Genomic DNA, 25,662 nt, shown 5'->3' on the forward strand with positions numbered 1-25,662 from the left:
GCGCGCGTGGATGCAGGCAGCCAGATCGACTATACGCTGGCCCTGATGACGGGGTTGCTGGGCAGTGGTCACTGCGTGGGCATGTGCGGCGCCCTGGTTTCCGCCTTCTTCCTGAAGTTCGGTGGTTCAGGCCATGGGCCGCTGCCCTACCTCGTCTACCATGCCGCCCGAATCGGGGTCTACACGCTCGTCGGTGTGCTCGCGGCCCTGCTCGGCGCGGCGCTCGTCTCCACCGGCGCCATGGGGGCGACGCAGGGAGTTCTCCAGATCGTCGCCGGACTAGCGGTCATTCTCCTGGGCCTGGATATCCTGGGCCTGGTGCGGCTGAACCTCTCCTTCTGCGGGCTTTCCCTGGGGGTGGCCCGGCGCTGGTTCATGGAAGCCGGCCGGCGCGGACCGGTGTTCGGCAGTCTGCTGGGAGGGGTGCTCAACGGATTCATGCCCTGCACCCTGGTCTTTGCCATGGCCATCAAGGCCACAACCGCCAGTGATCCCCTGCAGGGCGGCCTCATGCTCCTGGTCTTCGGGATAGGGACGCTGCCGTCGATGCTCTTCGTCAGCGTTGCCTTCGGGAGACTCGGGGCCCGTGTTCGCGGTGTGCTGCTGAAGGGGGCGGCAGTGGTTGTCGTCGCGATGGGCATGGCGACCGTCTACCAGGGAGCGAAGTATTTTCACATCATGCGGGGGCTCGTCTTTTGACTTCATGGCGGGTTTTGCCGTTGTTGCCGTTGCTGCAGTAGAGCCCCATGTGCCAGAGCGTGAAACCGATCATCGCCACGCCCGCGGCCGTGTGCCAGGGAATGAACCGGCGACCCCGCTGGTAGCCCGTCCACACGACGACCCCGAGGGCCCCCAACATGCCGGCTTTTGCCAGGGCGCGCTGACGGCGAATCCGATCACGCTTCTGCATCTTTTGCCTCATCTTGACCTGGTGAAGTTATAGGCTACTGTCTGGTTTCGGAGTGCGGGTCGTGCGCACGCCCCAAATTTCCGCTTGCGCCGCGTGCCGAGGCCCCGTTCAGCGGCAATGCGTTCCGCCAACTTGAGGAGCCGACATGCTTGACGTGGTGGGCCAGCCAATCAGTCTGTCCCTTGCCTTCATCGCCGGGCTCCTCGGCAGCGCCCACTGCATCGGTATGTGCGGGGCGCTGGTCTCCGGCTTTTTCATGAAGTTCGGTGGCGATGCCTCCCGGGGGCCGCTTCCCTACCTGGCCTACCATCTCGCCCGCATCAGCATCTATACCCTGGTTGGCATCGCAGCGGCCAGCCTGGGCATGGCCCTGGTGTCCACCGGCGTCATGGGTGCCGCCCAGGGGGTGCTGCAGATCGCCATCGGCCTGTTCGTGGTGCTGATCGGCCTGGATATCCTGGGGATGGCACCGTGGCGCATCTCCGTCTCCTTTTTACCAATGCAATATCTACGCCAGGCATTTGCGGCCGCCACCCGCCGCGGGCCGATCCAGGGCGCGGCCCTGGGCGGCGTCATCAACGGGTTCATGCCCTGTCCGCTCACCTTTGCCCTGGCGGTGAAGGCGACAGCGGCCCCCTCGCCGCTGGAAGGGGGACTGCTGATGCTGGCATTCGGTGCGGGCACCCTGCCATCCATGCTGTTCGTGAGCCTGGCGTTCGGACTCCTTGGACAGCGCATGCGCGGTGTGCTGGTGAAGGGAGCGGCCGTGGTGGTTATTGTTATGGGCGTCGGAACGGTGCTGCAGGGGGCGACCTATTTCAACATCATGCGCGGCCTTGTTTTCTGAAGAGCGGAAACGAAGACGCCGATTCAGATCGGCAGGCCATCGGGTTGTTGTTTCAATCCCGGACCGCGGCGCGGAAGGGTGCGTTATTTGACTCAAAAATATATCTACTGTGTGATTTCACGCAATCCGGTAATCAGATGAAAATACCACCGTGATTCGCAGACTGTCCCGCGCCGGTTTCCGCGTTATTTATGTGTTATTTTCGCCGCCGCGCAAAGCGTCAATCCACGCAATAATGTACAAAAATGACAATAATCTTCTCCGGCCCCTGTTTTTTTAAATTCGCTTGAGATTGATCAATGCGACCCCACCGGGCCGGTATGATTATGGCTATTCGTGAATCGAAATCCCCGGGTTTCGCTCCAGTTGGTGCGGCCCGCCGGTAGTGCAGGCGAGAATTCCATATGCGGCTCTCAGACCGGTTGTTCATTTTCATCGCGGTGTGCCTGGCACTGCTGGTGCTGACCTTCGTTGACTCGGCAGTGCGCGTCCGGCTGGCGGAGCCGGCACTGGAGGCGCGTGCGGTGCTGGTGCGCCGGCTCGAACTGACCGATCTCAGCCTCTTCACGGAGGCGCGCTACACCCGCCATCTCAGCCAGTCGGATAGGCACACGGCATTCCAGGATCACCCGAACTCCTTCGACCATTTTCCCAGCGGCTCCCTGGTCCTGCCGCCCAGCCATCTCCGGATGCCATGAAAACGCTCATCCTGCGGCAGAAGTATCTCATCGACTTCACGCTCTCTTCGTTGAAACGCCGGCTGGCCAAGAACCTCGGTCTGCTGCTGGTCTACACCCTGATCGTCTTTCTCCTCGCCTCGGTGATGCTCTTCACCCACTCGTTGCGCCGCGAGGCCGGCATCATCCTGGAGTCCTCGCCGGAGGTCATCCTGCAGCGCCTGGTGGCCGGGCGCCATGACCTGATGCCCGCGGAGTATCTGGATCGCATCGGACGGATTCGCGGGGTCACCCGTAAGGCCGGTCGCCTGTGGGGCTATTTCTACGATCCCGCTGTCCAGGCCAATTACACGCTGATGGTGCCGCGGGACCGTGAACTGGGCCGGCAGGAGGTGGTCATCGGGGCCGGAATCGCCCGCACCCGGGGCGTGGACGTGGGTGATTTCCTGACCTTCCGTTCCAGCGGCGGCCGCGCCTTTTCCTTCCGGGTGGTGGATATCCTGGATGCGGACTCGGAACTGGTGAACGCCGACCTGCTCCTGGTGTCGGAGGGGACCTACCGTGACTTCTTCGGGATTCCCGCCGACCGGTTCACCGATATCGTGCTGCAGGTGCGCAATCCAAGCGAAGTGCGCAAGGTGGCCGAGAAGCTGACCGTCCTGCTGCCCGACGCGCGGCCCATTCTGCGGGAGGAGATTCTCCGCACCTACGACTCCATCTTCAGCTGGCGCCAGGGCATTGTCTTCGTGCTCCTGGGGGGGAGCATTCTCGCCTTCGTCATCTTCGCCTGGGACAAGGCATCGGGGCTGAGCGCGGAAGAGAAGCGGGAGATCGGAATACTGAAGGCCATCGGCTGGGAGACCAGCGATGTCATCCGGATGAAATTCTGGGAGGGGAGCATCGTCTCCCTGACCGCGTTCCTGCTCGGATTCATACTGGCCTATCTCCACGTTTTCTACGGCCAGGCGGCGCTGTTCGAGCCGGTGTTGAAGGGGTGGGCGGTCCTCTACCCGTCATTCAATCCGGTGCCTTTCGTGGATGGGTTGCAGGTGGCGACGCTGTTCTTCTTCACCGTCTTTCCCTACACCGTGGCCACCATTATTCCCATCTGGCGGGCGTCCATCACCGATCCCGATGCCGTGATGCGCTGAGAGCTTAAGAGTCCCCCGGCATGATTGAACTCGACGATGTGAAAAAGGCGTTCAACCAGGGTCGGCCCAACGAGTTCTGGGCCATCCGTGGCGTCAGCCTGAAGATGGATGCCAACCGCATCACCGTCCTCAAGGGACCGAGCGGGTCCGGTAAGACGACCCTGCTGTCGATGATCGGCTGCCTGTCGCGCCCCACGTCCGGCCGGATTCTGCTGCGTTCACGGATTCTCTCCGGGCTGCCGGAGCGATTCCTGACCGAAATACGCCGCAAGACCTTCGGCTTCATCTTCCAGCAGTTCAACCTGGTGAAGGGGCTGACGGTGCTGGAGAACGTGATGTTGCCGGCCTACCCCCTGGGGCTGGATCACCGGCAGCTCCGGGAGACGGCCCTGAAACTGCTCAGGCAGTTCAACATGGATCCCAAGGCCGACTCCAAGGTGGAGTGGCTGTCGGGTGGAGAGGCGCAGCGCACCGCGATCTGCCGGGCGCTCATCAACGACCCGGAGATACTCATCGCCGATGAGCCGACGGCCAACCTGGATACGCGCCTGTCGCGGGAGTTCATGGTCATCATCAGGGATCTGAAGCAACAGGGGAAAACCGTGATTGTCACCAGCCACGATCCGGTCGTGTTCGAATACGCCGAGATCGATACGGTGGTGGAGATGCGTGACGGGATTCTCGCGGAGGCGTGACAGATGCTGCTCAATCCGGCAATCATGGCACTCATCGGCGTATCGGTGGTGGTTGCACTGCTGTTGCTGCTGGCCGCCGGATTCGCCATCCAGGTGATGCGCCACTGGGACATCCACAGCGGCAGCGAGCTGCAGCTCAACCTCGAGCGGCGGACCTACCTCATCTCCACCATCCTTTCCTATGCCTTCGTGGCCGAGTTGGTCTCCCTGCTGCTGTTTGTCTACAATGCCGAGGCCATGTCCACCCAGTTCGTGGGCGCCATGTGCGCCACCGGCGTGCTGAACGTCGACCCCTGGGGCTGGCCCACCCTGTTTCTGAAGATCGCCGTGTTTTTCGCCGGTGGCGCCTGGTTGATCCTCAACCGGCTCGACAACCAGGGCTACGACTATCCCCTGGTGCGGATCAAATATGCCCTGCTGTTGGCCATCGTGCCCCTGGTGATCGCCGAGGCGGTGGTCCAGACCGCCTACTTCCTCGGCCTGGATCCGGACGTGATCACCTCCTGCTGTGGTTCCCTCTTCACGCCCGAGTCGGAAGGCGTGGCGGCGGAGGTCTCGAGCCTGCAGCCGCGCACCGCGGTGATAGCGCTCTATGCCAGCGGTGGACTGGCCCTGTTGAGCGGTCTTGCCACCCTGCGGCGCCGCGGTGCCGCACTGCTGTTCGCGGGCAGCGGCCTGCTGGCGTTCGTGGTGGCGCTGGTGGCCATCGTTTCCTACGTGGCGCTCTACATCTACGAGCATCCCCACCATCACTGTCCGTTCTGCATCCTCAAGTCAGGCCATGATTTCGTGGGTTACTACCTCTACATCCCGCTCTTCGCCGCCACGGTGCTGGCACTGGGCGTGGGGGTTCTTGCGCCCTGGCGCAGGATTCCGAGCCTCGTCCAGGCCGCTGCTGTGGATATCCGCCGCTTCACCTGGCTGGCGCTGTTGGGGTTCACCCTGTTCTATGTCGTTGCCACCTATGCTGTGGTGACATCCAACCTGACCATGCAGGGGGTATGGTGGTGACGCGCCCCACGACCCATGTGCGAGAACTCTCGATGGAGCAGATCAAATTGAAGACGTTGGGATACGGACTCCTTCTGACGCTGTTGCTGGTATTGGCGGGCTGCGGCTCGTCGCAGCCCCAACTGCAGAACGGCCAGCCAGCGCCCGGTTTCAGCCTGCCGCGCCTGGAGGGGGGCAGAGCCGATTTTCCGGGTGGGTTCGCCGGGCAGGTGGTGGCCATCCGCTTCTGGGCCGACTGGTGCCCCTTCTGCGAAGAGGAGATGTCGGACCTGGAGCCGGTCTACCAGGAACTGAAGGACCGTGGCCTGACCATGCTCGCCGTGAATGTACGCCAGGATGCCGATACGGCGGAGCGGTTCATCCGTGATCTCGGCATCTCTTACGGGGTATTGCTCGACGAGGAGGGTGCCGTTGCCCGTGCTTACGGTGTCATGGGTCTGCCCACCACCTTCTTCGTCGACAGGGAAGGGGTGTTGCGGGCAAAGATCCTGGGTGAATCGACCCCGGATGTTTTCACGGGCATCGTCAACGAACTGCTGGCGGAGACGCCCAAGTGAGTGGATGGCTGCACCGAACCGCCCCCTGGCGTGCCGTGCCCGCCGTCTGGTGCGCATGATGGCGCCGGTGCGCGGGGAAGCCGACTGATGGGCACTGAATTCAACTATCTGCTCGCCTTCGCCACCGGTGTATTCGGGGCGTTCCACTGCCTGGGCATGTGCAGCGGGATCGCGGCCGGGTTTTTCGTCCGCCACGGTTGGCAGCACAAAGTGGCGCCCCACGTGGCCTATCACGCCATGCGCATCCTGGTCTACACGGGGCTCGGTACGCTTGGCGCATTGTTCGGCCAGGTTCTGGTCCAGTCCGGCACGGTGGGCAAGGGCCAGGGCATCCTGATGATCGTGGCTGGGATCGTGGTGATCCTCTTCGGCCTCGGCGTTCTGGGTATTTTGCCGTGGGGGCGGCAGAAGGACTGCCAGACGGGAGCCCCGGCGGTGGCGACCGTTCGCTTCCACCGCAAGTTCCAGCGCAGCCGGACCCTGGCCCCCGGGCTGGCCGGCATAGTCAACGGCTTTGTTCCCTGCAGCCTGGTGTTCTCGGTGGCCGTCAAGGCCATGGCCACGGCGGACCCCCTCCAGGCCGGCCTGCTGATGCTCTCATTCGGTCTGGGCACCGTGCCCACCATGGTGCTCGTGACCGTTACCGGGGCCGCCATCGGTGCCAAGGCCCGGGGGGTGTTCGAGCGCCTGGCCGGTGTGGCAGTTGTGGCCCTCGGTGTCTGGACGCTTTACGAGGGCGTCGTGTTCTACGACATCATGCGCGGGCTGGCGGGCTAGTGTGGGTGATATGCCGCAACAGTCACGGCGGAGTCCCCTCCATGGAACTGCTGAATCTCTATAACTATATGATAATTGGTGACTAAGTGTTGTGGCTCCGGATGGGTGGATTGGTATGCGAATTGCTGGTGTTCCCTTGAATAAAGAATCGACACTGGACCTGGCCCCACACACTGAACCTAGGAGTAACGCCATGAGCATCAAACTGAACCGCAGACAGGCCCTCAAGGCCCTTGCCGCCGGCAGCCTTGCCGGCGCCGCTTTCACCCATATCGGCGGGGCGGTCGCGGGAGAGCACGACGGCACGCCGATGCAGTTCGTCCCGAAGACCGCGCCGGATCCGACCCCGCTGGAAAACGAGCTGGCCAAGTATCCCAAGTGCCCCTACTGCGGCATGGATCGGACCCAGTGGCACCACAGCCGCCACCTGGTGCACTACGCGGATGATCTCGTGGACGGCACCTGCTCCCTGCACTGCGCGGCCATCAGCCTGGCCATCAATCTCGATCGCGGCCCGAAGGCCATCTACGCGGCCGATTTCGGCGCCGCCGCCGAGCCCAAGCCGCTGGTGAACGTGGACGAGGCCACCTACCTGGTCGGCTCCAAGCTCAAGGGCACCATGACCAAGATCAGCAAGGTGGCCTTCGCCTCCGCCGACGCGGCCAAGGCCGCCCAGGCCGAGAACGGCGGCGAGATCGGCGATTTCAACGCCGCCCTCAAGGCCGCCTACCTGAGCATGGCCGAGGACACGATGATGATTCGCAAGAAGCGGGCCGAGATGCGCAAGAAGATGATGGAAAAGATGAAGGGCTGATGTCGGTGCCATGGCGCCGCGGGGAACCCCGCGGCGCCGTGCATCGGTTTTTTTCACCACGAAGGCACAAAGGACACGAAGAAAAGCGCAAAGACTTTTTATCCGCAGATTACGCAGATTACGCAGATTTTCATATGTCGTTCATGCTGGCGGGGTGGCAGAATCAGGCCGCCCCGAAGTATGAGATGCGCCAGAGACCTGCCTGCTATGGCCGGGATTGTCGACGGGCAATCCCGGCATCGAAAAACCCATCTGTGCAATCTGCGTAATCTGCGGATGATCAGGTTTTTCTTCCTTCGTGCCTTCGTGGTGAACAATGAGCGAGGTGATCATGAACAGGCTGTGGGCCGCCGGACTGGCGGCGCTGCTGGTGCTGGGTGCGGCGCGGGCGGAGACGGTGACGGTGCCGGCGCCGGGCGAGAAGGATACCTGCCCGGTGTGCGGGATGTTCGTGGCGCTCTACCCGGAGTGGGTGGCCACCGTGCTCTACAAGGACGGCCATGCCCACCACTTCGACGGCGCCAAGGACCTCTTCAAGTACCTGCTGGACATGCCCAAGTGGGCGCCGGGCCACCGCGCCGAGGATATCCAGACCATCGCGGTGACCGACTACTACTACGTGGAACAAATCGATGCCCGCGCGGCGTGGTATGTCATCGGCTCCGACACCCTCGGCCCCATGGGCCACGAACTCGTTCCCCATGCCACCCGGGAGGAGGCCGAGGAGTTCCTCGCCGACCACGCGGGCAAGCGCATCCTGCGCTTCGACGAAGTGACCCCCGAACTGCTCGAGAACCTCGACGCCGGTCGGTTCTAGTCACTGCGTTCTTCACCACGAAGGCACGAAGGACACGAAGAGAAAAGCCATTCGACCGCAGATTAACGTTGATTGACGCTGATTTGAGTATACAAAGCAGGTTGGCCTTACGCTAAGACGAGACACCTTCCAAGCGCGATGCGTGGAAGCGCACGCTTCTCGGCGCGAGTTCCTGCAGTACCGGCTGGCAACGGAACAAACGGTAACAATCAACGAAAATCAACGTTAATCTGCGGTTGATCCGCCTTTTGCTTTTCATCGTGTCTTCGTTGTGAATCACTCCCCTTCCAGCCGCGGCCCCGCGGCGCGGATGGCCTCGTCCACCTGGAAGCGTCCGAAGTTCTCCTGGAAGCGTCCGATGAGCTCGCGGGCGGCCTGCTCGTAGGCGCCGGGATCGCGCCAGGTGCGGCGCGGGTCCAGCACTTCGTCGGGAACGCCGGGGACGTGCTCGGGGATGTCCAGGTTGAGGCCCGGGATGCGCGTGGTCCGCGCGCCCTCCAGGCGGCCCTTGACGATGGCGTGCACCAGGGCGCGGGTGGTGGGCAGATCGAAGCGGCGGCCGCCGCCACCGTGGGAGCCGCCGGTCCAGCCGGTGTTCACCAGGTAGACGCGGCTGCCATGGCGCTGCATCCGTTCCATCAGCAGGTTGGCGTAGACATGGGCGGGGCGCGGGAAGAAGGGGGCGCCGAAGCAGGTGCTGAAGGTGGGGCGGATATGATCGCCGCTGCCCACCTCGGTGGAGCCCACCAGCGCCGTGTAGCCGCTGAGGAAGTGGTAGGCGGCCTGGTGCCGGTCCAGGATCGACACCGGCGGCAGCACGCCGTAGAGGTCGCAGGTCAGGAACAGGATGGCGTGGGGATGGCCGCCGCGATTGTGGGGCACGTGCATGGGGATGTGCTCGCGCGGGTAGGCCGCGCGGGTGTTCTCGGTGAGGGAGGCGTCCTCGAAGCGCGGTTCGCGGCTGGCCGGGTCCAGGACCACGTTCTCCATCACCGCACCGAAGCGCAGCGCCCCCCAGATGACCGGCTCGCGCTCGGGGCTCAGGTCGATGCACTTGGCGTAGCAGCCGCCCTCGAAGTTGAAGACGCCGCGGTCGTTCCAGCCGTGCTCGTCGTCGCCGATGAGAAACCGGTCGGGGTCGGCGGACAGGGTGGTCTTGCCGGTTCCCGACAGGCCGAAGAACAGGGCCGTATCGCCATCGTCGCCCTCGTTGGCGGCACAGTGCATGGGCAGGGCTCCCTGGGCCGGCAGGAGAAAGTTCATGATGGTGAACATGGCCTTCTTCATCTCGCCGGCGTAATGCATGCCGCACAGCAGGACCCGGTGTCCGGTGATGTCGATGAGCACCGCCCCGTCGCCGTTGACGCCGTCGCGCGCCGGGTCGGTGCCGAGGCCGGTCGCATTGAGCAGCGTCCACTGCGGCGTGGCGCAGACCATCCCCGGGTCCGGGCGCACGAACAGCTGACGCACGAACAGGTTGTGCCAGGCCAGCTCGGTTATCGCGGTCACCCCGATCCGCATGTCCGGATCGGCACCGACGCAGAGCCGGGAGACGTAGGGTCTGCCCTCCGCCAGGTAGTCCAGGGCCCGATCCCACAGCGCCTCGAACCGCTCCGGCTCGATGGGCTGGTTGATGGCCCCCCACTCCACCGAGCCCTCGGTGCTGGCGTCCCGGACCAGGAACCGGTCCTTCGGCGAGCGGCCGGTGCGCCGCCCCGTGCTCACCGTCAGCGCCCCGTTTGCCGCCAGCACGCCCTCCTTGCGCCGCAGCGCCTCCTCCACCAGCTGGACGGTGGGCAGATCGATCCGCGCGCCGGGCAGGAGTTCGAGGGGGAATGGGGCCAGGGTTGCGGGCGAGAGGGTGTCCATGGTCAGGCTCCTGTGGGGGGTGCGGCGTCGATATCTATCTTAGTGTACTGCACCACTCTTGGAGGCACATTCAGCCGCGCGCCCGCAGGGAGCCCTCCGAAAGCACCAGGACCGCGTTGCAGCGCTTGACAAGGGAAACAACCATTGCCTGCGCACTGCGCCTTGTCCTGGTGCTTTCGGGGGGCTCTGAAAGCACCTCCAGGAGTGGCGCAGTACACTAGTACGATTCCGTGCCGGCGGGCCAACGGCGGCCTCCGGCGAATGATCATTTTTCTGATATTCGGCAAGGACAAGGGGACGCCGGGAATCTACCGTGAACGGGAGGTTCACGTTATGTCCGTGCCTCCGGGGGGCGTCGGCGAGTGGATTCGGCATTCGTTCCGTACTCCCGGCAGGCAGCCCGCCGGCACTCGTCTATGCTTATGTTGCTGCCGCGGGGACATCGAGCCGGTTCGGCCCGGCAGCGTGGAGGATCGTCCGGAAAACCAGCACAAGGGGAGCCCCATGTCGGAGCAGCGCATGGTCACCATCGATGGAAACGAGGCGACCACCACCATCGCCCACCTTACCAACGAAGTCATCGCCATCTATCCCATCACCCCCGCCTCGCCCATGGGCGAGCTGGCCGACGAATGGTCGGCCGACGGCCGGAAAAACCTCTGGGGCACGGTCCCCCACATCGTGGAGATGCAGAGCGAGGGGGGAGCGGCGGCCGCCATCCACGGCGTGGCCCAGGCCGGGGCGCTGACCACCACCTTCACCGCCTCCCAGGGCCTGCTGCTGATGATCCCCACCATGTACAAGGTGGCGGGCGAGCTGACGCCGATGGTGATTCACGTGGCGGCCCGATCCCTGGCCTGCCAGGCGCTGTCCATCTTCGCCGATCACAGCGACGTGATGGCCACCCGGGCCACGGGCTTCGCCCTGCTGGCCTCCAACTCGGTGCAGGAGGCCCACGACATGGCGCTGGTGGCCCAGGCGGCCACGTTGGAGAGCCGGGTGCCGTTCCTGCACTTCTTCGACGGGTTCCGCACCTCTCACGAGGTGTCCAAGGTGTCGCTCATCGACCACGACGCGGTCCGGGCGATGATCCGGGAGGAGTTCATCCATGCCCACCGTGCCCGGGCGCTCAATCCCGAGCACCCGGTGGTGCGCGGCACCTCCCAGAATCCGGATGCCTACTTCCAGGCCCGCGAGAGCGTCAATCCCTTCTACGACCAGGTGCCGGACACGGTGCAGGCGGTCATGGACCGGCTCGGCGCCCTCACGGGGCGCCACTACCGGCTGTACGACTACGCCGGCGCGCCCGACGCCGAGCGGGTCATCGTCATCATGGGCTCCGGCGCCGAGACGGTGGAGGAGACGGTCAACCACCTGGTGGCACGGGGCGAGAAGGTGGGCGTACTCAAGGTGCGCCTGTTCCGCCCCTTCGCCAGCACCCGGTTCATCGAGGCGCTGCCCCGCTCGGTGCTGCGCATCGCGGTGCTGGACCGGACCAAGGAGCCCGGCGCCGACGGGGAACCCCTGTACAAGGACGCGGCCACCGCCATCCTCGGCCACGCGGCCGGCGGAGGCGGGCACTTCAAGGGGCTGCCGCGGCTCTGGGGCGGCCGCTACGGGCTCTCCTCCAAGGAGTTCACGCCGGGCATGGTCAAGGCGGTCTTCGACGGTCTCAAGCAGGGCAAGCTCAGGAATCCCTTCACCGTCGGCATCATCGACGATGTCACCTTCACCAGCGTGGAGTGGGATCCGCTGTTCCGCACCGACGCCATGGAGGGGGTGGTGAGCGCGGTCTTCTACGGGCTCGGCTCCGACGGCACCGTCAGCGCCAACAAGAACAGCATCAAGATCATCGGCGAGCAGACCGATCTCCACACCCAGGGCTATTTCGTCTACGACTCCAAGAAGGCCGGCGCGGTCACCGTCTCCCACCTGCGCTTCGGCCCGCGGCCCATCCGCTCCCCCTACCTGGTGGGCGAGGGCGAGGCCGGGTTCGTGGCCTGCCACCAGCCGGTCTTCCTGGAGCGCTACGAGATGCTGGACAAGGCCGCGGAGGGCGCGGTGTTCCTGCTCAACGCCGCCGAGTCACCGGACCAGGTCTGGGACAGCCTGCCGCGGCGCATGCAGCAGCAGATGATCGAGAAGAAGCTGCGTTTCTGCACCATCGACGCCTACCGGGTCGCCCAGGAGACCGGCATGGGGCGGCGCATCAACACCATCATGCAGACCTGCTTCTTCGCCATCTCCGGCATCCTGCCGCGGGAGGAGGCCATCGAGCGCATCAAGCACGCGGTGGAGGAGACCTACGGCAAGCGCGGCAAGCGCATCGTGGAGCAGAACTTCCACGCCATTGACGCCACCCTGGCCAACCTCCACGAGGTGCCGGTGCCCGGCACGGTGAGCAGCCGCATCGAGCAGCGCCCGCCGGTGCCCGACGACGCCCCGGAGTTCATCCGCAAGGTCACCGGTCCCCTCATCGCCGGTTACGGCGATCACATCCCGGTGAGCCTGTTTCCCCCCGACGGCACCTGGCCGGTGGGGACCGCCCGGCTGGAGAAGCGCAACCTGGCCCTGGAGATCCCGGTCTGGGACGAGGCGCTCTGCATCCACTGCGGCAAGTGCCCGCTGGTCTGCCCCCACGCGGCCATCCGCAGCCAGGTCTTCCCGGCCGGACTGGCCGACACGGCGCCGCCCACCTTCAAGCACGTGCCGGTGAAGGGCAAGGAGTTCCCCGAGGGCTCCCACATCACCTACCAGGTGGCCCCGGAGGACTGCACCGGCTGCGGGCTGTGCGTGGAGATCTGCCCGGCCCACGACAAGAGCAACGTCAGCCACAAGGCGCTCAACATGGCGCCCCAGCCCCCGCTGCGGGAGCAGGAGCGGGAGAACTGGGCGTTCTTCACCACCCTGCCCGAGTTCGACCGCACCAGCATCCGCTGGAGCACGCTGAAGGGGGCGATGCTGGGCGAGAGCCTGTTCGAGTTCTCCAGCGCCTGCGTGGGCTGCGGCGAGACACCCTACCTCAAGCTCGCCACCCAGCTGTTCGGTGACCGCATGCTGGTGGCCAATGCCACCGGCTGCTCCTCCATCTACGGCGGCAACCTGCCGACCACGCCCTGGACCACCAACCAGGACGGGCGCGGCCCGGCCTGGTCCAACTCCCTGTTCGAGGACAACGCCGAGTTCGGCCTCGGCTTCCGGCTCGCCATCGACAAGCAGAACGAGTACGCCCGCGAACTGCTGGAGCGGCTGGCCGAGGGCATCGGGCCGGAGCTGGTGGAGGCCCTGCTCACCGCGGACCAGTCCGACGAGGCGGGCATCCTCGCCCAGCGCGGGCGGGTGGCCGATCTGCGCGAGCGGCTGACCCGGGTGGAGGGGGCGGAGGCCCGGGACCTGGAGGCGGTGGCCGACGCGCTGGTGAAGAAGAGCGTCTGGATCGTCGGCGGCGACGGCTGGGCCTACGACATCGGTTTCGGCGGCCTGGACCACGTTCTCGCCACGGGCAAGAACGTCAATCTCCTGGTCCTGGACACCGAGGTCTACTCCAATACCGGCGGCCAGACCTCCAAGGCGACCCCGCGTGCCGCCGTGGCCAAGTTCTCCGCCGGCGGCAAGCCCACGGCGAAGAAGGATCTCTCCCTGCTGGCGATGGCCTACGAGAATGTCTACGTGGCCCACGTGGCCTACGGCGCCAAGGACATCCAGACCCTGAAGGCGTTCCTCGAGGCGGAGGCCCACGACGGCCCCTCGCTCATCATCGCCTACAGCCCCTGCATCGCCCACGGCGTCGATCTGGCCCACAACCTGCGCCAGCAGGATCTCGCGGTGCGCTCCGGCCACTGGCCGCTGCTGCGCTTCAACCCGGCGAACCTGGAGGCGGGCAAGAACCCGCTGCAGCTCGACTCCAAGCCGCCGGACATCCCGTATACCGAGTTCGTCTCCACCGAGACCCGCTTCAGCATGCTCAAGCGCATGCACCCGGAGGCGGCCGACCGGCTGCTGGCCCAGGCCCAGCACGAGATCACGACCCGCTACCACCGCTACCAGCAGCTCGCGGGCCTGAGCGTGGAGGAGGAAGAGGAGGGAGGCGCATCCGGCGGGGAGAACCGGGAGCAATGAAGCTTCGTGCTCTTCGTGCCTTCGTGGTGAATATTTTGTCTTGAGGGGGAAACGATGCCCGATCTGAGAACCACCTACCTCGGCCTGGAGCTGGCCAATCCGCTGGTGCCCTCCGCCTCGCCCCTGTCGCGCAGCCTGGACATGGCCCGGCGGCTGGAGGATGCGGGGGCCGCCGCCCTGGTCATGTACTCCCTGTTCGAGGAGGCCGTGGCGGCGGAGGACGCGGAGCTGGCCCATTTCCTCCACCACCAGGACATCGGCCATGCCGAGGCGACCAGCTTCCGGCCGGTGCCCGGCGACTACCACACCACCCTGGACGACTACCTGGAGCAGATCGCGCGCCTGAAGGAGGCGCTGGAGATACCCGTCATCGCCAGCCTCAACGGCGTCTCCATGAGCGGCTGGGTGGATCACGGGCGGGATCTCGAGTCCGCCGGGGCCGATGCCCTGGAGCTCAACGTCTATCATGTGGCGGCCGACCCGGAGGAGAGCGGGGCGGAGGTGGAGGCGCGCTACGTGGATCTGCTCACCGCCCTGAAGGGCGCCGTGCGCATCCCCATCACCATGAAGATCTCGCCCCAGTTCAGCTCCGTGGCCCACATGGTGCGGCGCCTGGAGCTGGCCGGTGCCGACGGGGTGGCCCTGTTCAACCGCTTCTACCAGCCGGATATCGACCTGGAGACACTGCAGGTCAACCCGGTGCCGCAGCTCTCCCGCTCCGGCGACGCCCTGCTGACGATGCGCTGGATCGCCATCCTGCGGGGCCAGGTGGGTCTCTCCCTGGCGGCCACCGGCGGCATCCACACCACCGAAGACGTGGTCAAGGTGCTCCTGGCCGGTGCCGATGTGACCCACCTGGCCAGCGCCCTGCTGCAGAACGGCCCCGAGCACCTGGCCCTGCTGCGCCGTGGCCTCTCCCTGTGGCTGGAGGATCACGATTACCACTCGGTGGCCCAGATGAAGGGCAGCCTGTGTCAGCGCAACGCCCCGGACCCCAGCGCCTACGAGCGTACCGGCTACCTCGAAACCCTGCACGGCTACCACCGGGCGCTGAAGTCCTGGCATCTCTGATCGGTCGGCCGGTCCCGCCCCGCCTCCGGCTGCTACCGCGGGGCGGGCGTCGGCCGCTTCCGCCCGGGTCGCGATATGGCGCCCGGCGTCATCCGACCCCGACCCCCTCTTTCCGAACCGCCCCCGGCCTGATAGCGGACGTTTCCCGCCCGGCGCAGTGCCCGGCAAATCCCGCCCCTCCAGTCGCTCCCTGAGGGGGTGGGGCGGACAATCGCCAATCCCGTCAGTGTCATGTGCAAAATTAATGCGCACATGCAACATATCTATGACACTTTTGTTGCGACGCAATAAATCCACATGATAGATTGGGTTTATAACATGTTGCGCTGCGACAGAGGCCGACCGGGCACAGGCCCTCCACAAGGGGGCGGTTCCGGGCCGGTCGCCAGCGGTCCGCCCCGGACAGAATCCGCCCGGCGCGGACGGGCAGTCGGCGGGTAATCCCCCCCAGCCGCGCGGCAGCCGAGGCTCCAGCCACCTACCCCCGGAGCCCGGCCGCGCGTCCTTGGCTGCGTAGTGCGCCAATCAGAAGCTGATACGTCCTATCAGGGGAGAGCAAGCAATGAATGCGACCAGCAACCTGGCCGAGCAGCTGGCGGAGTTTCCCTACCCGGGGATTCCCACCACCGGTGACGGCACGGCCGCCGTGGTGCATGTCGAGATCCGCGCCACCGAAGCCGCCGCCGCCTATCCCATCACCCCTTCCACCCAGATGGGGGTCGGCTACCAGCAGGCCCACGCCAACGGCTGGACCAACCTCTGGGGCCAGCCCATCGGCTGGCTGGAGCTGGAATCGGAGCACTCCTCCGCCTCCGCGGCCGAGGGCTACGCCCTGGCCGGCGGCCGGGTGACCAACTTCACCTCCGCCCAGGGCCTGATCCTGATGAAGGAGGTGCTCTACACCTCCGCCGGCAAGCATCTGCCCATGGTGCTGCACGTGGCCTCCCGCGCCATCACCTCCCAGTCGCTCAACGTCCACGCGGGCCACGACGACGTGATGGGCGTGGCCGACACCGGCTGGGGCATCCTGTTCGCCAAGAACGTCCAGGACGCCGCCGATCTGAGCCTCATCGCCCGGCGCGTCGCCGAGGAGACGATGACCCCGTTCATCGTCTCCCAGGACGGCTTCCTCACCAGCCACACCATCGAGAACTTCCTCGCCCCCGAGGACGACCTCATCAGGGACTACCTGGGGGATCCGCGGGAGAAGATCCGCAAGCTCTTCGACCCCGAGCATCCGTTGCAGATCGGGGTGGTGCAGAACCAGGACAGCTACATGGCCGGCCGTATCGCCCAGCGCGTCTTCTACGACCAGGTGCCGGGGAAGCTGCAGGAGGCGATGGACGAGTACCACCGGCTCACGGGGCGCCGCTACGAGCCGGTGGAGGCCTACCGGATGGAGGATGCCGAGTACGCCATCATGGCCATGGGCTCCACCGCCGAGACCGCCATGGCCGCGGTGGACCACATCCGCACCCTGGGCATCCGGGTGGGCGCGGTGAACCTCACCAGCTTCCGTCCCTTCCCCGGCGCGCGGCTGGTGGAGGTGCTGAAGAAGGTCAGGGCCATCTCGGTCATCGAGCGCTGCGACATGCCCCTGCAGGTGGACAATCCGCTCACCGCCGAGCTCGAGGCGGCCTTCGCCAAGGCCATGATGGGGGTGGAGGGCTACCCGGAGATCGACCGCATCCCCATGGTCCACAGCGGCACCGGGGGCCTCGGCAGCCGCGACGTCACCGCCGGCCACATGGTGGCGGTGGCGAGGAACATGGTGGCCGGCGGCAAGCGCTACTTCACGCTGGGCATCGACCACTCCACGGCGCTGGCCGTGGAGTCGGAGCCCGACGTGCGCCCGGAGGGCTCCTTCTCCATCCGCGGCCACTCCGTGGGCGGCTACGGCTCGGTGACCACCAACAAGGTCATCGCCACCATGCTGGGCGACATCTTCGGCTTCCCGGTGCAGGCCGCGCCCAAGTACGGCTCGGAGAAGAAGGGGCTGCCCACCAACACCTACCTGACCACCACCACGGGCGGGAAGATCATGACCCACAGTGAGCTCCAGCAGGTGGAGTTCGTGCCGCTCATGGACCCCAACACCTGGAACATGGGCAACCCCCTGGTGGGACTGCAGGCCGGCGGCGCGGTGTTCCAGCACACCGATGCCGGAACCCCGGAGGCGCTGTGGGCCAGCATCCCGGCCTGGGCCAAGTACTTCATGCTCGAGCACGGCATCCGCTTCTACGGGGTGGACACCATCGCCATCGCCCGCGAGGCGTGCCAGTCGGACGCCTCCCTGATCCAGCGCTTCCAGGGCGTGGTGCTGCTGGGCGCGTTCCTGCGCATCACCCCGTTCAAGGACGCGGCGGGCATGAGCGACGAGGAGCTCTTCGCCAGGGTGCGCGAGCCGCTGGAGAAGTACTTCGGCAAGCGCGGCCGGAAGGTGGTCGACGACAACCTGAACGCCGTGAAGCAGGGCTACGGCCGGGTCATGGAAGTGCCCCGGGCGGTGATGGAGGCGACCCCCGCGGAGGAGCGCGAGCGGGGCCGCGCGGAGTGGGAGAAGAAGGGCAAGGACGTCAACGCCTTCTTCATCTGATGCCACGCCGAGCGACACAGCCGAACCAATCCGAGGGGTAGAGAATCATGACCGAGTACAGGAACTTCATCGACCGCCGCCGGGTCTCCGTGCCCACCTGGTACGACGGCAAGCGTGCCCGCGAGGTGCTCGACGCCTACAACAGCGGCAGCGGCTCCGGGCTCGCCGCCGACCCGTTCGTGGCCCAGAGCATCGTGCCGGCCGGCACCGGCGCGACCCGCGACTTCAGCTACATCGCGCCCGACCTGCCGGAGCTGATCCCGGCCAACTGCGTGGGCTGCATGGAGTGCGTGCAGAACTGCCCGGACTCCGCCATCTTCGGCAAGGTGGTCCCCCCCGGGACCCTGGAGCAGGAGCTGGCCGGGGTGAGCGACGCGGCCGAGCGCGAGCTGCTACGCGCCCAGTACGTGCAGACCACGAAGTACTTCGACGCCTTCGAGAAGAAGCGCGCCAAGGACGCGGACGCGCCCGCCGGCGGGCTGTTCACCATCGCCATCGACCCCACCAAGTGCAAGGGCTGCGGCGAGTGCGTGCCGGTGTGCGGCGACCACGACGCCCTTAAAATGGTGAAGAAGACCGGCGAGAACCTGCCGCGCTACTTCGACCTGTGGAACTTCTACCAGCAGCTGCCCTCCACCCCGAAGGCGTACATCAACCCGAAGGTGGTGGTGGACATCATGCTCAGGGACGACGCCATCCTCTACCTGGGCGGCGGCGGCTCCTGCATGGGCTGCGGCGAGGCCTCGGTGATCCGGCAGACGCTGGCCGCCACCAGCGAGCGGGTGGGGGAGAACTTCGGTATCGTCGCCTCCACCGGCTGCAACACGGTGTTCGGCGCCACCTACCCCTACAATCCCTTCCTGGTGCCGTGGACCAACTCCCTGTTCGAGAACTCGCCCACGGTGGCCATGGGCATCCGCGCCTTCTGGGACGCCCAGGGCCACAAGGATCGCCAGCTGTGGGTGGTGGGCGGCGACGGCGCCATGCTCGACATCGGCTTCCAGGCCCTGTCGCGCCTGCTCACCTCGGGGATGAACATCAAGGTGCTGATCCTCGACACCCAGGTCTACTCCAACACCGGCGGCCAGACCTCCACCGCCACCTTCATCGGCCAGGAGGCGAAGATGTCCGCCCACGGCAAGGTGGTGATGGGCAAGACCGAGCGGCGCAAGGAGATCGGGCAGATCGCCATGATGCACCCCCATGTCTACGTGGCGCAGACGGTGGGCGCCATGTCCGGGCACTTCTACAAGTCGGTGCTGGGCGCGCTGGACTTCGACGGCCCGGCGGTGGTCAACGTCTACACCACCTGCCAGCCGGAACACGGCGTGGCCGACGACCGCTCCTACGACCAGGCCCGCATGGCGGTGGAGTCGCGCGCCTTCCCGCTGTTCATCTACGACCCCACCAAGGGCCGCACGCTGAAGCAGCGCCTGACCCTGCAGGGCAATCCGTCCATGAACCGCAACTGGGCGGAGAAGAAGGGCCGGGACGGTGTCGAGCGCACCACCACCTTCGTCGACTGGGCCCGCACCGAGGCCCGTTTCGCCAAGCACTTCGATCGCGAGGGCAACCCCTCCGAGTCGCTGCTGCGCTCCCAGGCGGACCGGCTGGAGAACTGGTGGCAGCTGCAGGAACTGGCGGGTATCAAAAACCTCGATCTCGAGGACTGAGCAGCACTTTCACCGTGACGGAAACGGGCGGCCCGCGGGCCGCCCGTTTCCGTTGCGCGCTCCGCGTCCCGGCGCGGGCCGAACCGGTCTCTTCTCCAGCCGGAGGCCGCCTTGACCCAGGTCATGTACCTCCAAGGAGGTACGTGCAAGATCCCCCCAGAGTGGTAGTTGACGGTGCCCGGTGGGGCAGTGGGGGGGAGGATGACACAGCTGACCTGGTCCGAAGCCATGCGCTTCGGCGTGGAGATCATGGACGAGGAACACGAGGCGGCGGTGGCGGAGATCAACGCCCTCGGCGAGCTCGCCGGGGGCGACAGCGCCCGGCTGCGCGCGGCGCTGGCGGCGTTCGCCGAGCATTGCCGGATCCACTTCGGCCACGAGGAGGCGCTGATGGAGGAGTGCGACTTTCCCGCCCACTCCGTGCACGCCGCCGAGCACCAGCGGGTGCTGGCCGAGCTGGGCAGCGTCATCGAGCGGCTGGATGCCGGCGACCGGGACTTCGTGGCGGACTACGTCACCCGGGTGCTGCCGGAATGGCTGCTCGCCCACCTGCGGACCATGGACATGGTGACCGCGGGCTTCATCATCCACAGCCGCGAGCGCCGGGCCGACACGTTCTGAACCCGGCCCCGTGGGCGGACCGCCCGGATCCGTGGAGGCGACCATGAGAGTCAGTACCCTCGGCGCCGCGACAGCGGCGCTGCTGGCGGTGGTGGTGGTGGCCCAGTCGCTGGCCGCCGAGGATCCCGGGCGGCTGCGGCGCAAGGCGCTGCGCTACATCGAGCCGCTGCCGGCGGCCATGCCGGGCGCGGAGAACGACACGCCCGTCCGCATCGAGCTGGGGCGCCGGCTGTTCCACGAGCCGCGACTGTCGGTCAACGACACCCAGTCCTGCAGCAGCTGCCACCGCCTCGACGGGGCGGCCGGTGTGGACAACCTGACCACCTCCCCCGGCGCCCGCGGGGAGTTCGGCACCCGCAACACGCCGACGGTGCTCAACGCCGGCTGGCAGATCGCCCAGTTCTGGGACGGTCGCGCGGCCGACCTGGCCGCGCAGGCCGGCCAGCCGATCCTCAATCCCGTCGAGATGGGCATGCCGGACGCGGCGGCGGTGGTGGACAAGCTGCGGACGCTGCCGGGCTATCCCGAGGCCTTCGCAGCGGCCTTTCCCGATGCGCCCGAACCCCTGACCTTCGCCAACCTGGGCGAGGCCATCGCCGCCTTCGAGCGCACCCTCGTCACCCGGGATCGCTTCGACGACTTTCTTGGCGGCGACGACGGCGCACTCGGCGAGCCGGAGCTGCGGGGGCTGAAACTGTTCGTGGGGCTGAACTGCGTCTCCTGCCACGACGGCCCGCTGGTGGGCGGCGGCCTGTTCGCCAACCTGGGCCAGTACGCGCCCTACCCGAACCAGGAGGACACCGGGCGGTTCGCAATCACCGGGAAGGAGGAGGACCGCTTCGCCTTCAAGGTGGCGCCGCTGCGCAACGTGGCCCTGACCGGGCCCTACTTCCACGACGGCGCGGTGGATTCGCTCACCGGGGCGGTGAAGGTGATGGCGCGCCTGCAGCACAACCGCGAGCTGACCGACGCGGAGGCCGCGGACATCGCCGCCTTCCTCGGCAGCCTCAGCGACAAGGCCCGCGCCGGCTCGGTCTCACGCAGTGAGGCGCATGTAGAGCAGCGGCAGCTCGCGGGGGAGATCCTCGGGGCGGCGGATGACGATGAATCCCGCCGGGCCGAACAGGTGGGGCAGGTAGTCGCCGGCCTCCCGGTCCACGGTCACGCAGAAGGGGAACAGCCCTGCCCGGCGCGCCTCGAGGATGGCCATGCGGGTGTCCTCGATGCCGTAGCGTCCCTCGTAGTGGTCGAGGTCGTTGGGCTTGCCGTCGGTGATCAGCAGCAGGAGCTGGCGGGAGGCGGCCTGGGCCGAGAGCAGGGTGGTGGCGTGGCGGATGGCCGCGCCCATGCGGGTGTAGTAGCCCGGCTTCACCGCCGCGAGGCGGCCCCGCACCCGCGGGCTGTAGGCCTCGTCGAAGCCCTTCAGGAGCTGGAAGCGCACGTGGCTGCGGTGGCGCGAGGAGAAGCCGTAGAGGGCGAAGCGGTCGCCGGTGGCGGACAGGGACTCGGCGAACAGGAACATGCTGTCGCGGATGACGTCGATGATGCGCGCCTCGTCGTTGACCGAGGCGTCGGTGGAGAGTGACAGGTCCGCCAGCAGCAGGCAGGCGAGATCCCGGGTGCCGCTGCGGAAGTCCCGGTAGAGCCCCAGTTCGGCGCTGACCCGGCCGTGGCGCTTCTCGGTCAGGAAGTGGAGATAGGCGTCCAGATCCACCTCGCTGCCCTCGGCCTGGCCGCGGTACCAGGTGCGCGCCGGGGCGAGCGCCTCGAACTGGGTGCGCAGCTTGCGGGCGGTGCGGGCCAGTGCCGGCGGCAGGTCGCAGGGCTGGGCGTCGCGGGCCTCCATCAGCTGCAGGCGGCAGTGATCGCGCAGCAGGGTCCGCCTGCGGTAGTCCCACTCCGGCAGCGGGATGCCCTCGCCCAGGGGCAGGTCGTCGTAGCCGGCCGCGGGCAGGTCCAGGTCGAAGCGCAGCCGGCTCGCCACGCTGCGGTTGTCGCGCGCGACGGTGAGCCGCTCCATGTCGTCCAGGGTCCGGGCCGCGTCACCGCTGTCGTCCTCCTCGGTGGTGCGGTCCACCTTCACGTACTCGGCCCAGCTGAAGATGTTCTCCATGCGGATGCCGAGCAGCCCGTCGCGGCCCTCCGGCGATTCGGTCACCTCGGCGCTGCGCCGCCGGTCCACCTCCCTCTCCGGCGCGGCCTCGCGCTCGGGATCGTCCGCGTCCCCGGTGTCGGGTCCCGGGGCGACGCTGTCGGCCAGGGGCGGGGAGGGGTGCAGCCACAGCGGCACCGGCTCGGGAAGCGCGGGCGCCAGCGGCAGTTCCGCCACCGCCCCCGGCTCCCGGAGGGCGGCGCGGAGGGCCTGTTCCTGGGCGGCCGCCTCCGGCGGCAGCGCGTCCGGCGCCGGGCGCAGGGGCAGGTGGGCCGCCACCAGCCGCCGGTAGCGGGGCTCCATGCCCGGGAACCGCGCCAGCGTCCGGCGGGTGAGCTCCTGGTTGCGGGGCAGCCAGGCGCGGGGCAGCGGCGCCCCGTCCTCGGCGGCGGCCAGGGCGGCGAGCCAGAGGTAGAGATCCCGGTTGAGGTCCCGGTCGGCGAACAGGGCGATGCGCTCCGGCAGGCGCAGGGTCTGCGCGTCCCGCCACGCCAGCGCCACCCGGCGCTGGCCGGAGGCGATGCGGGCGAGCCAGCCGCGGGTCGCGCCATAGGGGGTCTGCTCGGCCGTGGCCACCTCCAGCCCGCCGTCCCCGCCCAGGGCCCGGAACAGGATGCCCACCGTGCCCGTGACCTCCTCCAGGGAGACCGCGGCCTCGGCGTGTTCGCGGTCCGCGGCGCGGGTGATGAATCGGTGCCAGAGCTTGCCGACGAGCTCTTCCATCAGCGCTCCGGCTGCGGCCGGTCGGTATCGATGTGCGGCGGGCTCAGCCGGTCGTTGTCCGGCCGCGGCCGGAAGCATTCGGGCGGCACCCGGGGATCGCGGCCGAAGTCGCGGTCGGAGACATCCAGCGCGCAATGCTGGTCCACCCACTGCAGCAGGCTGCCGCGGGGAGAGGCCGCCTGCACCTGGTCGCAGGCCTCGATGCACTGGGCGCACTGGGTGCAGGTGAACATGTGGCGCTTGATGGTGCGCGGCTTCAGGCGCATGGGGCAGGTGTTCTCGCAGGCCTTGTCGCAGTCGGTGCAGGCGGAGACCCGCGAGCGGTCGAAGCCCACCACCATGGCGCGCTTGTTGCCCATCCAGACCAGGCTCTGGAACAGGCCGATGGCGCAGCCGAAGCGGCAGAAGAGGTGGCGGGCGAAGAGGAATTCCAGCGTCAGGACCAGGGTGGCGGCGGTGAGGAAGATGGCCTGGAAGCGGGTCAGCGAGCCACCCAGCAGGTTGCCGTAGACCTCCGCCGGATTCCACAGGTAGGTGAGCAGGGACAGGGCCCACAGGAAGGCGAATCCCGTTGCCGCCGGGAACACCGCCAGCCACCAGCGCCGGCGCGGGTGGATCACCCGGCCGTCGGGCTGTCGCTCGGGCAGTGGCCGGCGCTCCCACAGGGTGGGCTTGCCGGAGGCGCGGCGCATGAGGCTGTTGATGAGCTCCACCACCGAGAAGTGGGGACAGAGCCAGCCGCAGTAGAGGCGGCCGTAGCGCCAGGAGAGCCACACCCCCGTCCCCACCACCAGGGCGATGGGCAGAAAGCCGCGCAGGATGATGTTGACCGCCGCCTCGCCGGCGCCGATGCGCCCGTCGAGGAAGGGATCGAGGCCCAGGGTCCACTCCTGCCCGAGGAGGACGAAGTGCCCGACGCTGAGGTCGAGCCGGAACAGGTCCAGCGGCGGGGCGAGGACGAACAGGGCGAAGAAGCCCACCTGGGTCCAGGCGCGCAGAGTCTGTCTATTCATGATTCATGCCGGTCATGACAGCAGGTGGCCATGCCCACCAGCGGGTAGCGGTAGTGGCGGCCGGCCATCGCCCGGGCCAGCCCGATCATCCCCAGCACCACCAGGGTGGAGTGGCAGAGGGTGAAGTAGAGGATGACCACCAGCCAGGTATGGCCCGAGGCGTAGCCGCCGGTGATGATGATGAGCCCGTTGACCAGCACCAGCAGCAGGCCGGCCCAGACACTGGCCGACAGGGTCTGGCGCAGGTGGCAGGCGGCCAGCGGCGGGGCGTCGCGGTGGTGGCGCAGGTAGAGCCACAGCAGCACACCGAAGGCCAGCCCCGGCGCCAGCAGCAGGTTGGCCAGGTAGAGGGATTCGGCGGCCACGGCCAGCCCCTGGCCGGGCGCCGGGGCTTCGGCGGGCCGTTCCGGGAACTGTTCGCGCTCGTCGCTCATCGTTTTCTAGCGGCCGAAGCTCGCCAGCACCACCTCCATCAGCGCCTCCACCGCTTCGGGGTCGTCGGTGAGCGGCTCCACCAGGGCGGCCCGGCAGGCCTCCACGGGGTCGAAGCCGCTGCGGATGAGGGTGGCGGTATAGATCAGCAGCCGGGTGGAGGCGGACTCCTCCAGGTCGTGGTCCTTCAGCGCCCGCAGGGCGTTGGCCAGGTTGACCAGGGTCTGGGCCAGGTCCCGGTCGACGCCGGTCTCCCCCTCGATGACCTCCTGCTCCTGCCGCGCATCGGGGTAGCCGAAGCGCAGGGCCACGAAGCGCTGCCGCGTGCTCGGCTTCATGCCCTTCATCAGGTGCTGGTAGCCGGGGTTGTAGGAGACCACCAGCATGAACCCGGGCGGCGCCTCCAGCACCTCGCCGGTGCGCTCGATGGGCAGGATGCGGCGGTCGTCGGAGAGGGGATGGAGCACCACGGTAGTGTCCTTGCGCGCCTCCACCACCTCGTCCAGGTAGCAGATGGCCCCTTCGCGCACGGCGCGGGTGAGGGGGCCGTCGCTCCAGTAGGTGACCCCGTCGCCGATGAGGTGGCGGCCCACCAGGTCGGCGGCGGTGAGATCGTCGTGGCAGGCCACGGTGTACAGGGGGCGGCCCAGGCGGGCGGCCATGTAGCTCACGAAGCGGGTCTTGCCGCAGCCGGTCGGGCCCTTGAGCAGTACCGGCAGCTGATGGCGGGCGGCGTGCTCGAACAGCGCCACCTCGTTGCCCTGGGGCAGGTAGAAGGGCAGCTCGCCCGCGGCTTCGTGCAGGGGTTCGGCGTTGGCAGTCATCGTTCGCTCTCCGTCAGCCCGGCGCCCGTCATTGCAGGCCCAGCAGGTAGGCCCCGGCGATGGAGGCGCCCACCGCCGCGAGCCAGAGGAACAGCACCACCCGCCAGAACAGGCGCACGCGGCGCAGGCCCATGAACCAGTCCACCACCAGCTGTCCCTTCACCAGGGTGGTGAGGAGGACGAAGCCCACCGCGGTCAGCCCGCCCAGGTGCAGCTCGCCCACCGTGTAGGTGACCCCCGTCAGCGCCACGAGCACCAGCCACACGGCGGTGCAGGGGCGGATGAGCCGGGTTTGCGCTGTCGTTGTCGTCAT

General features: G+C 67.3%; 22 protein-coding genes and 1 pseudogene. 16 read left to right on the top strand and 7 right to left on the bottom strand.

Annotated features, from left to right (window positions below; genetic code table 11):
* The first annotated feature begins 6 nt into the window (after nt 1–6).
* Nucleotides 7–699 (top strand): sulfite exporter TauE/SafE family protein, encoded by a 693-nt coding sequence (locus DFQ59_RS02955; RefSeq protein WP_245937152.1) that lies wholly within the window; start codon nt 7–9, stop codon nt 697–699.
* Here DFQ59_RS02955 and DFQ59_RS19425 read toward each other — a convergent pair.
* Nucleotides 677–910: a hypothetical protein gene (locus tag DFQ59_RS19425; RefSeq protein WP_147275155.1), complete on the bottom strand. Its 234-nt coding sequence runs from the start codon at nt 908–910 to the stop codon at nt 677–679. The genes DFQ59_RS02955 and DFQ59_RS19425 overlap by 23 nt on opposite strands.
* A 145-nt stretch (nt 911–1,055) precedes the next feature.
* On the opposite strand from DFQ59_RS19425, the gene DFQ59_RS02960 reads away from it, so the two are divergent.
* The 9 genes from DFQ59_RS02960 to DFQ59_RS03000 all read left to right on the top strand — a co-directional run bounded on the left by DFQ59_RS02960 (nt 1,056) and on the right by DFQ59_RS03000 (nt 8,256).
* Nucleotides 1,056–1,757, top strand: coding sequence for a sulfite exporter TauE/SafE family protein (locus tag DFQ59_RS02960; RefSeq protein WP_114278157.1), 702 nt, complete (start codon nt 1,056–1,058; stop codon nt 1,755–1,757).
* A gap of 404 nt (nt 1,758–2,161) precedes the next feature.
* A complete protein-coding gene (locus DFQ59_RS02965; protein ID WP_114278158.1) occupies nt 2,162–2,455 on the top strand; it encodes a hypothetical protein in 294 nt (97 codons plus the stop codon).
* A complete protein-coding gene (locus DFQ59_RS02970; protein ID WP_114278159.1) occupies nt 2,452–3,585 on the top strand; it encodes an ABC transporter permease in 1,134 nt (377 codons plus the stop codon). Before DFQ59_RS02965 ends, DFQ59_RS02970 begins: the two co-directional genes overlap by 4 nt.
* Nucleotides 3,586–3,605: 20 nt before the next feature.
* On the top strand, nt 3,606–4,280 hold the full coding sequence (locus DFQ59_RS02975; RefSeq protein WP_114278160.1) for an ABC transporter ATP-binding protein: 675 nt from the start codon (nt 3,606–3,608) through the stop codon (nt 4,278–4,280).
* A gap of 3 nt (nt 4,281–4,283) precedes the next feature.
* Entirely contained in the window at nt 4,284–5,291 is a 1,008-nt protein-coding gene (locus DFQ59_RS02980) for a hypothetical protein (RefSeq protein ID WP_114278161.1), read from the top strand.
* 32 nt (nt 5,292–5,323) lie between these two features.
* The gene (locus DFQ59_RS02985) at nt 5,324–5,848 is read left to right on the top strand and encodes a TlpA family protein disulfide reductase (protein ID WP_170142006.1); all 525 of its coding nucleotides are present in this window, start codon (nt 5,324–5,326) and stop codon (nt 5,846–5,848) included.
* Between the two features lie 87 nt (nt 5,849–5,935).
* A complete protein-coding gene (locus DFQ59_RS02990; RefSeq protein ID WP_114278163.1) occupies nt 5,936–6,625 on the top strand; it encodes a sulfite exporter TauE/SafE family protein in 690 nt (229 codons plus the stop codon).
* Between the two features lie 193 nt (nt 6,626–6,818).
* Nucleotides 6,819–7,439, top strand: a complete 621-nt coding sequence (locus DFQ59_RS02995) for a nitrous oxide reductase accessory protein NosL (protein WP_114278164.1) — start codon at nt 6,819–6,821, stop codon at nt 7,437–7,439.
* A 331-nt stretch (nt 7,440–7,770) separates the two neighbouring features.
* Nucleotides 7,771–8,256 (top strand): nitrous oxide reductase accessory protein NosL, encoded by a 486-nt coding sequence (locus DFQ59_RS03000; RefSeq protein WP_114278486.1) that lies wholly within the window; start codon nt 7,771–7,773, stop codon nt 8,254–8,256.
* Nucleotides 8,257–8,532: 276 nt separating this feature from the next.
* Here the strand turns inward: DFQ59_RS03000 and pckA are convergent, their stop codons facing one another.
* Nucleotides 8,533–10,125 (bottom strand): phosphoenolpyruvate carboxykinase (ATP), encoded by a 1,593-nt coding sequence (gene pckA, locus DFQ59_RS03005; RefSeq protein WP_114278165.1) that lies wholly within the window; start codon nt 10,123–10,125, stop codon nt 8,533–8,535.
* A 504-nt stretch (nt 10,126–10,629) separates the two neighbouring features.
* Between pckA and nifJ the strand changes: the two genes are divergently transcribed.
* From nifJ to DFQ59_RS20605, 6 genes and pseudogenes are all read left to right on the top strand, one after another.
* The gene (gene nifJ / locus DFQ59_RS03010) at nt 10,630–14,244 is read left to right on the top strand and encodes a pyruvate:ferredoxin (flavodoxin) oxidoreductase (RefSeq protein ID WP_114278166.1); all 3,615 of its coding nucleotides are present in this window, start codon (nt 10,630–10,632) and stop codon (nt 14,242–14,244) included.
* Between the two features lie 54 nt (nt 14,245–14,298).
* Nucleotides 14,299–15,315, top strand: coding sequence for a dihydroorotate dehydrogenase-like protein (locus DFQ59_RS03015; protein WP_114278167.1), 1,017 nt, complete (start codon nt 14,299–14,301; stop codon nt 15,313–15,315).
* A gap of 562 nt (nt 15,316–15,877) precedes the next feature.
* Nucleotides 15,878–17,911, top strand: coding sequence for a 2-oxoacid:acceptor oxidoreductase family protein (locus DFQ59_RS03020; RefSeq protein WP_114278168.1), 2,034 nt, complete (start codon nt 15,878–15,880; stop codon nt 17,909–17,911).
* Nucleotides 17,912–17,958: 47 nt separating this feature from the next.
* On the top strand, nt 17,959–19,584 hold the full coding sequence (locus DFQ59_RS03025) for a thiamine pyrophosphate-dependent enzyme (RefSeq protein ID WP_114278169.1): 1,626 nt from the start codon (nt 17,959–17,961) through the stop codon (nt 19,582–19,584).
* A gap of 201 nt (nt 19,585–19,785) precedes the next feature.
* A complete protein-coding gene (locus DFQ59_RS03030; RefSeq protein ID WP_114278170.1) occupies nt 19,786–20,205 on the top strand; it encodes a bacteriohemerythrin in 420 nt (139 codons plus the stop codon).
* Between the two features lie 178 nt (nt 20,206–20,383).
* A pseudogene (locus DFQ59_RS20605) lies at nt 20,384–20,851 on the top strand (cytochrome-c peroxidase); the annotation flags it as partial.
* Between the two features lie 390 nt (nt 20,852–21,241).
* On the opposite strand, the gene DFQ59_RS20445 reads toward DFQ59_RS20605, so the two are convergent.
* From DFQ59_RS20445 to DFQ59_RS03060, 5 genes are read right to left on the bottom strand one after another with little or no spacing between them, the layout of a single operon-like run.
* On the bottom strand, nt 21,242–23,080 hold the full coding sequence (locus tag DFQ59_RS20445; protein WP_114278171.1) for a nitric oxide reductase activation protein NorD: 1,839 nt from the start codon (nt 23,078–23,080) through the stop codon (nt 21,242–21,244).
* Nucleotides 23,080–24,093 carry a 4Fe-4S binding protein gene (locus tag DFQ59_RS03045; protein ID WP_114278172.1) on the bottom strand — a complete coding sequence of 338 codons (1,014 nt, stop codon included), beginning with the start codon at nt 24,091–24,093 and terminating at the stop codon, nt 23,080–23,082. Before DFQ59_RS03045 ends, DFQ59_RS20445 begins: the two co-directional genes overlap by 1 nt.
* Nucleotides 24,090–24,527, bottom strand: a complete 438-nt coding sequence (locus DFQ59_RS03050; protein WP_114278173.1) for a magnetosome magnetite crystal formation protein family — start codon at nt 24,525–24,527, stop codon at nt 24,090–24,092. The genes DFQ59_RS03045 and DFQ59_RS03050 overlap by 4 nt, the downstream gene beginning before the upstream one ends.
* 6 nt (nt 24,528–24,533) lie before the next feature.
* Nucleotides 24,534–25,349, bottom strand: a complete 816-nt coding sequence (locus DFQ59_RS03055; protein WP_114278174.1) for a CbbQ/NirQ/NorQ/GpvN family protein — start codon at nt 25,347–25,349, stop codon at nt 24,534–24,536.
* A gap of 28 nt (nt 25,350–25,377) precedes the next feature.
* On the bottom strand, nt 25,378–25,662 hold the full coding sequence (locus DFQ59_RS03060; RefSeq protein WP_114278175.1) for a cytochrome C oxidase subunit IV family protein: 285 nt from the start codon (nt 25,660–25,662) through the stop codon (nt 25,378–25,380).

This window comes from Thioalbus denitrificans, from assembly GCF_003337735.1.
Classification (GTDB): Bacteria; Pseudomonadota; Gammaproteobacteria; order DSM-26407; family DSM-26407; genus Thioalbus; species Thioalbus denitrificans.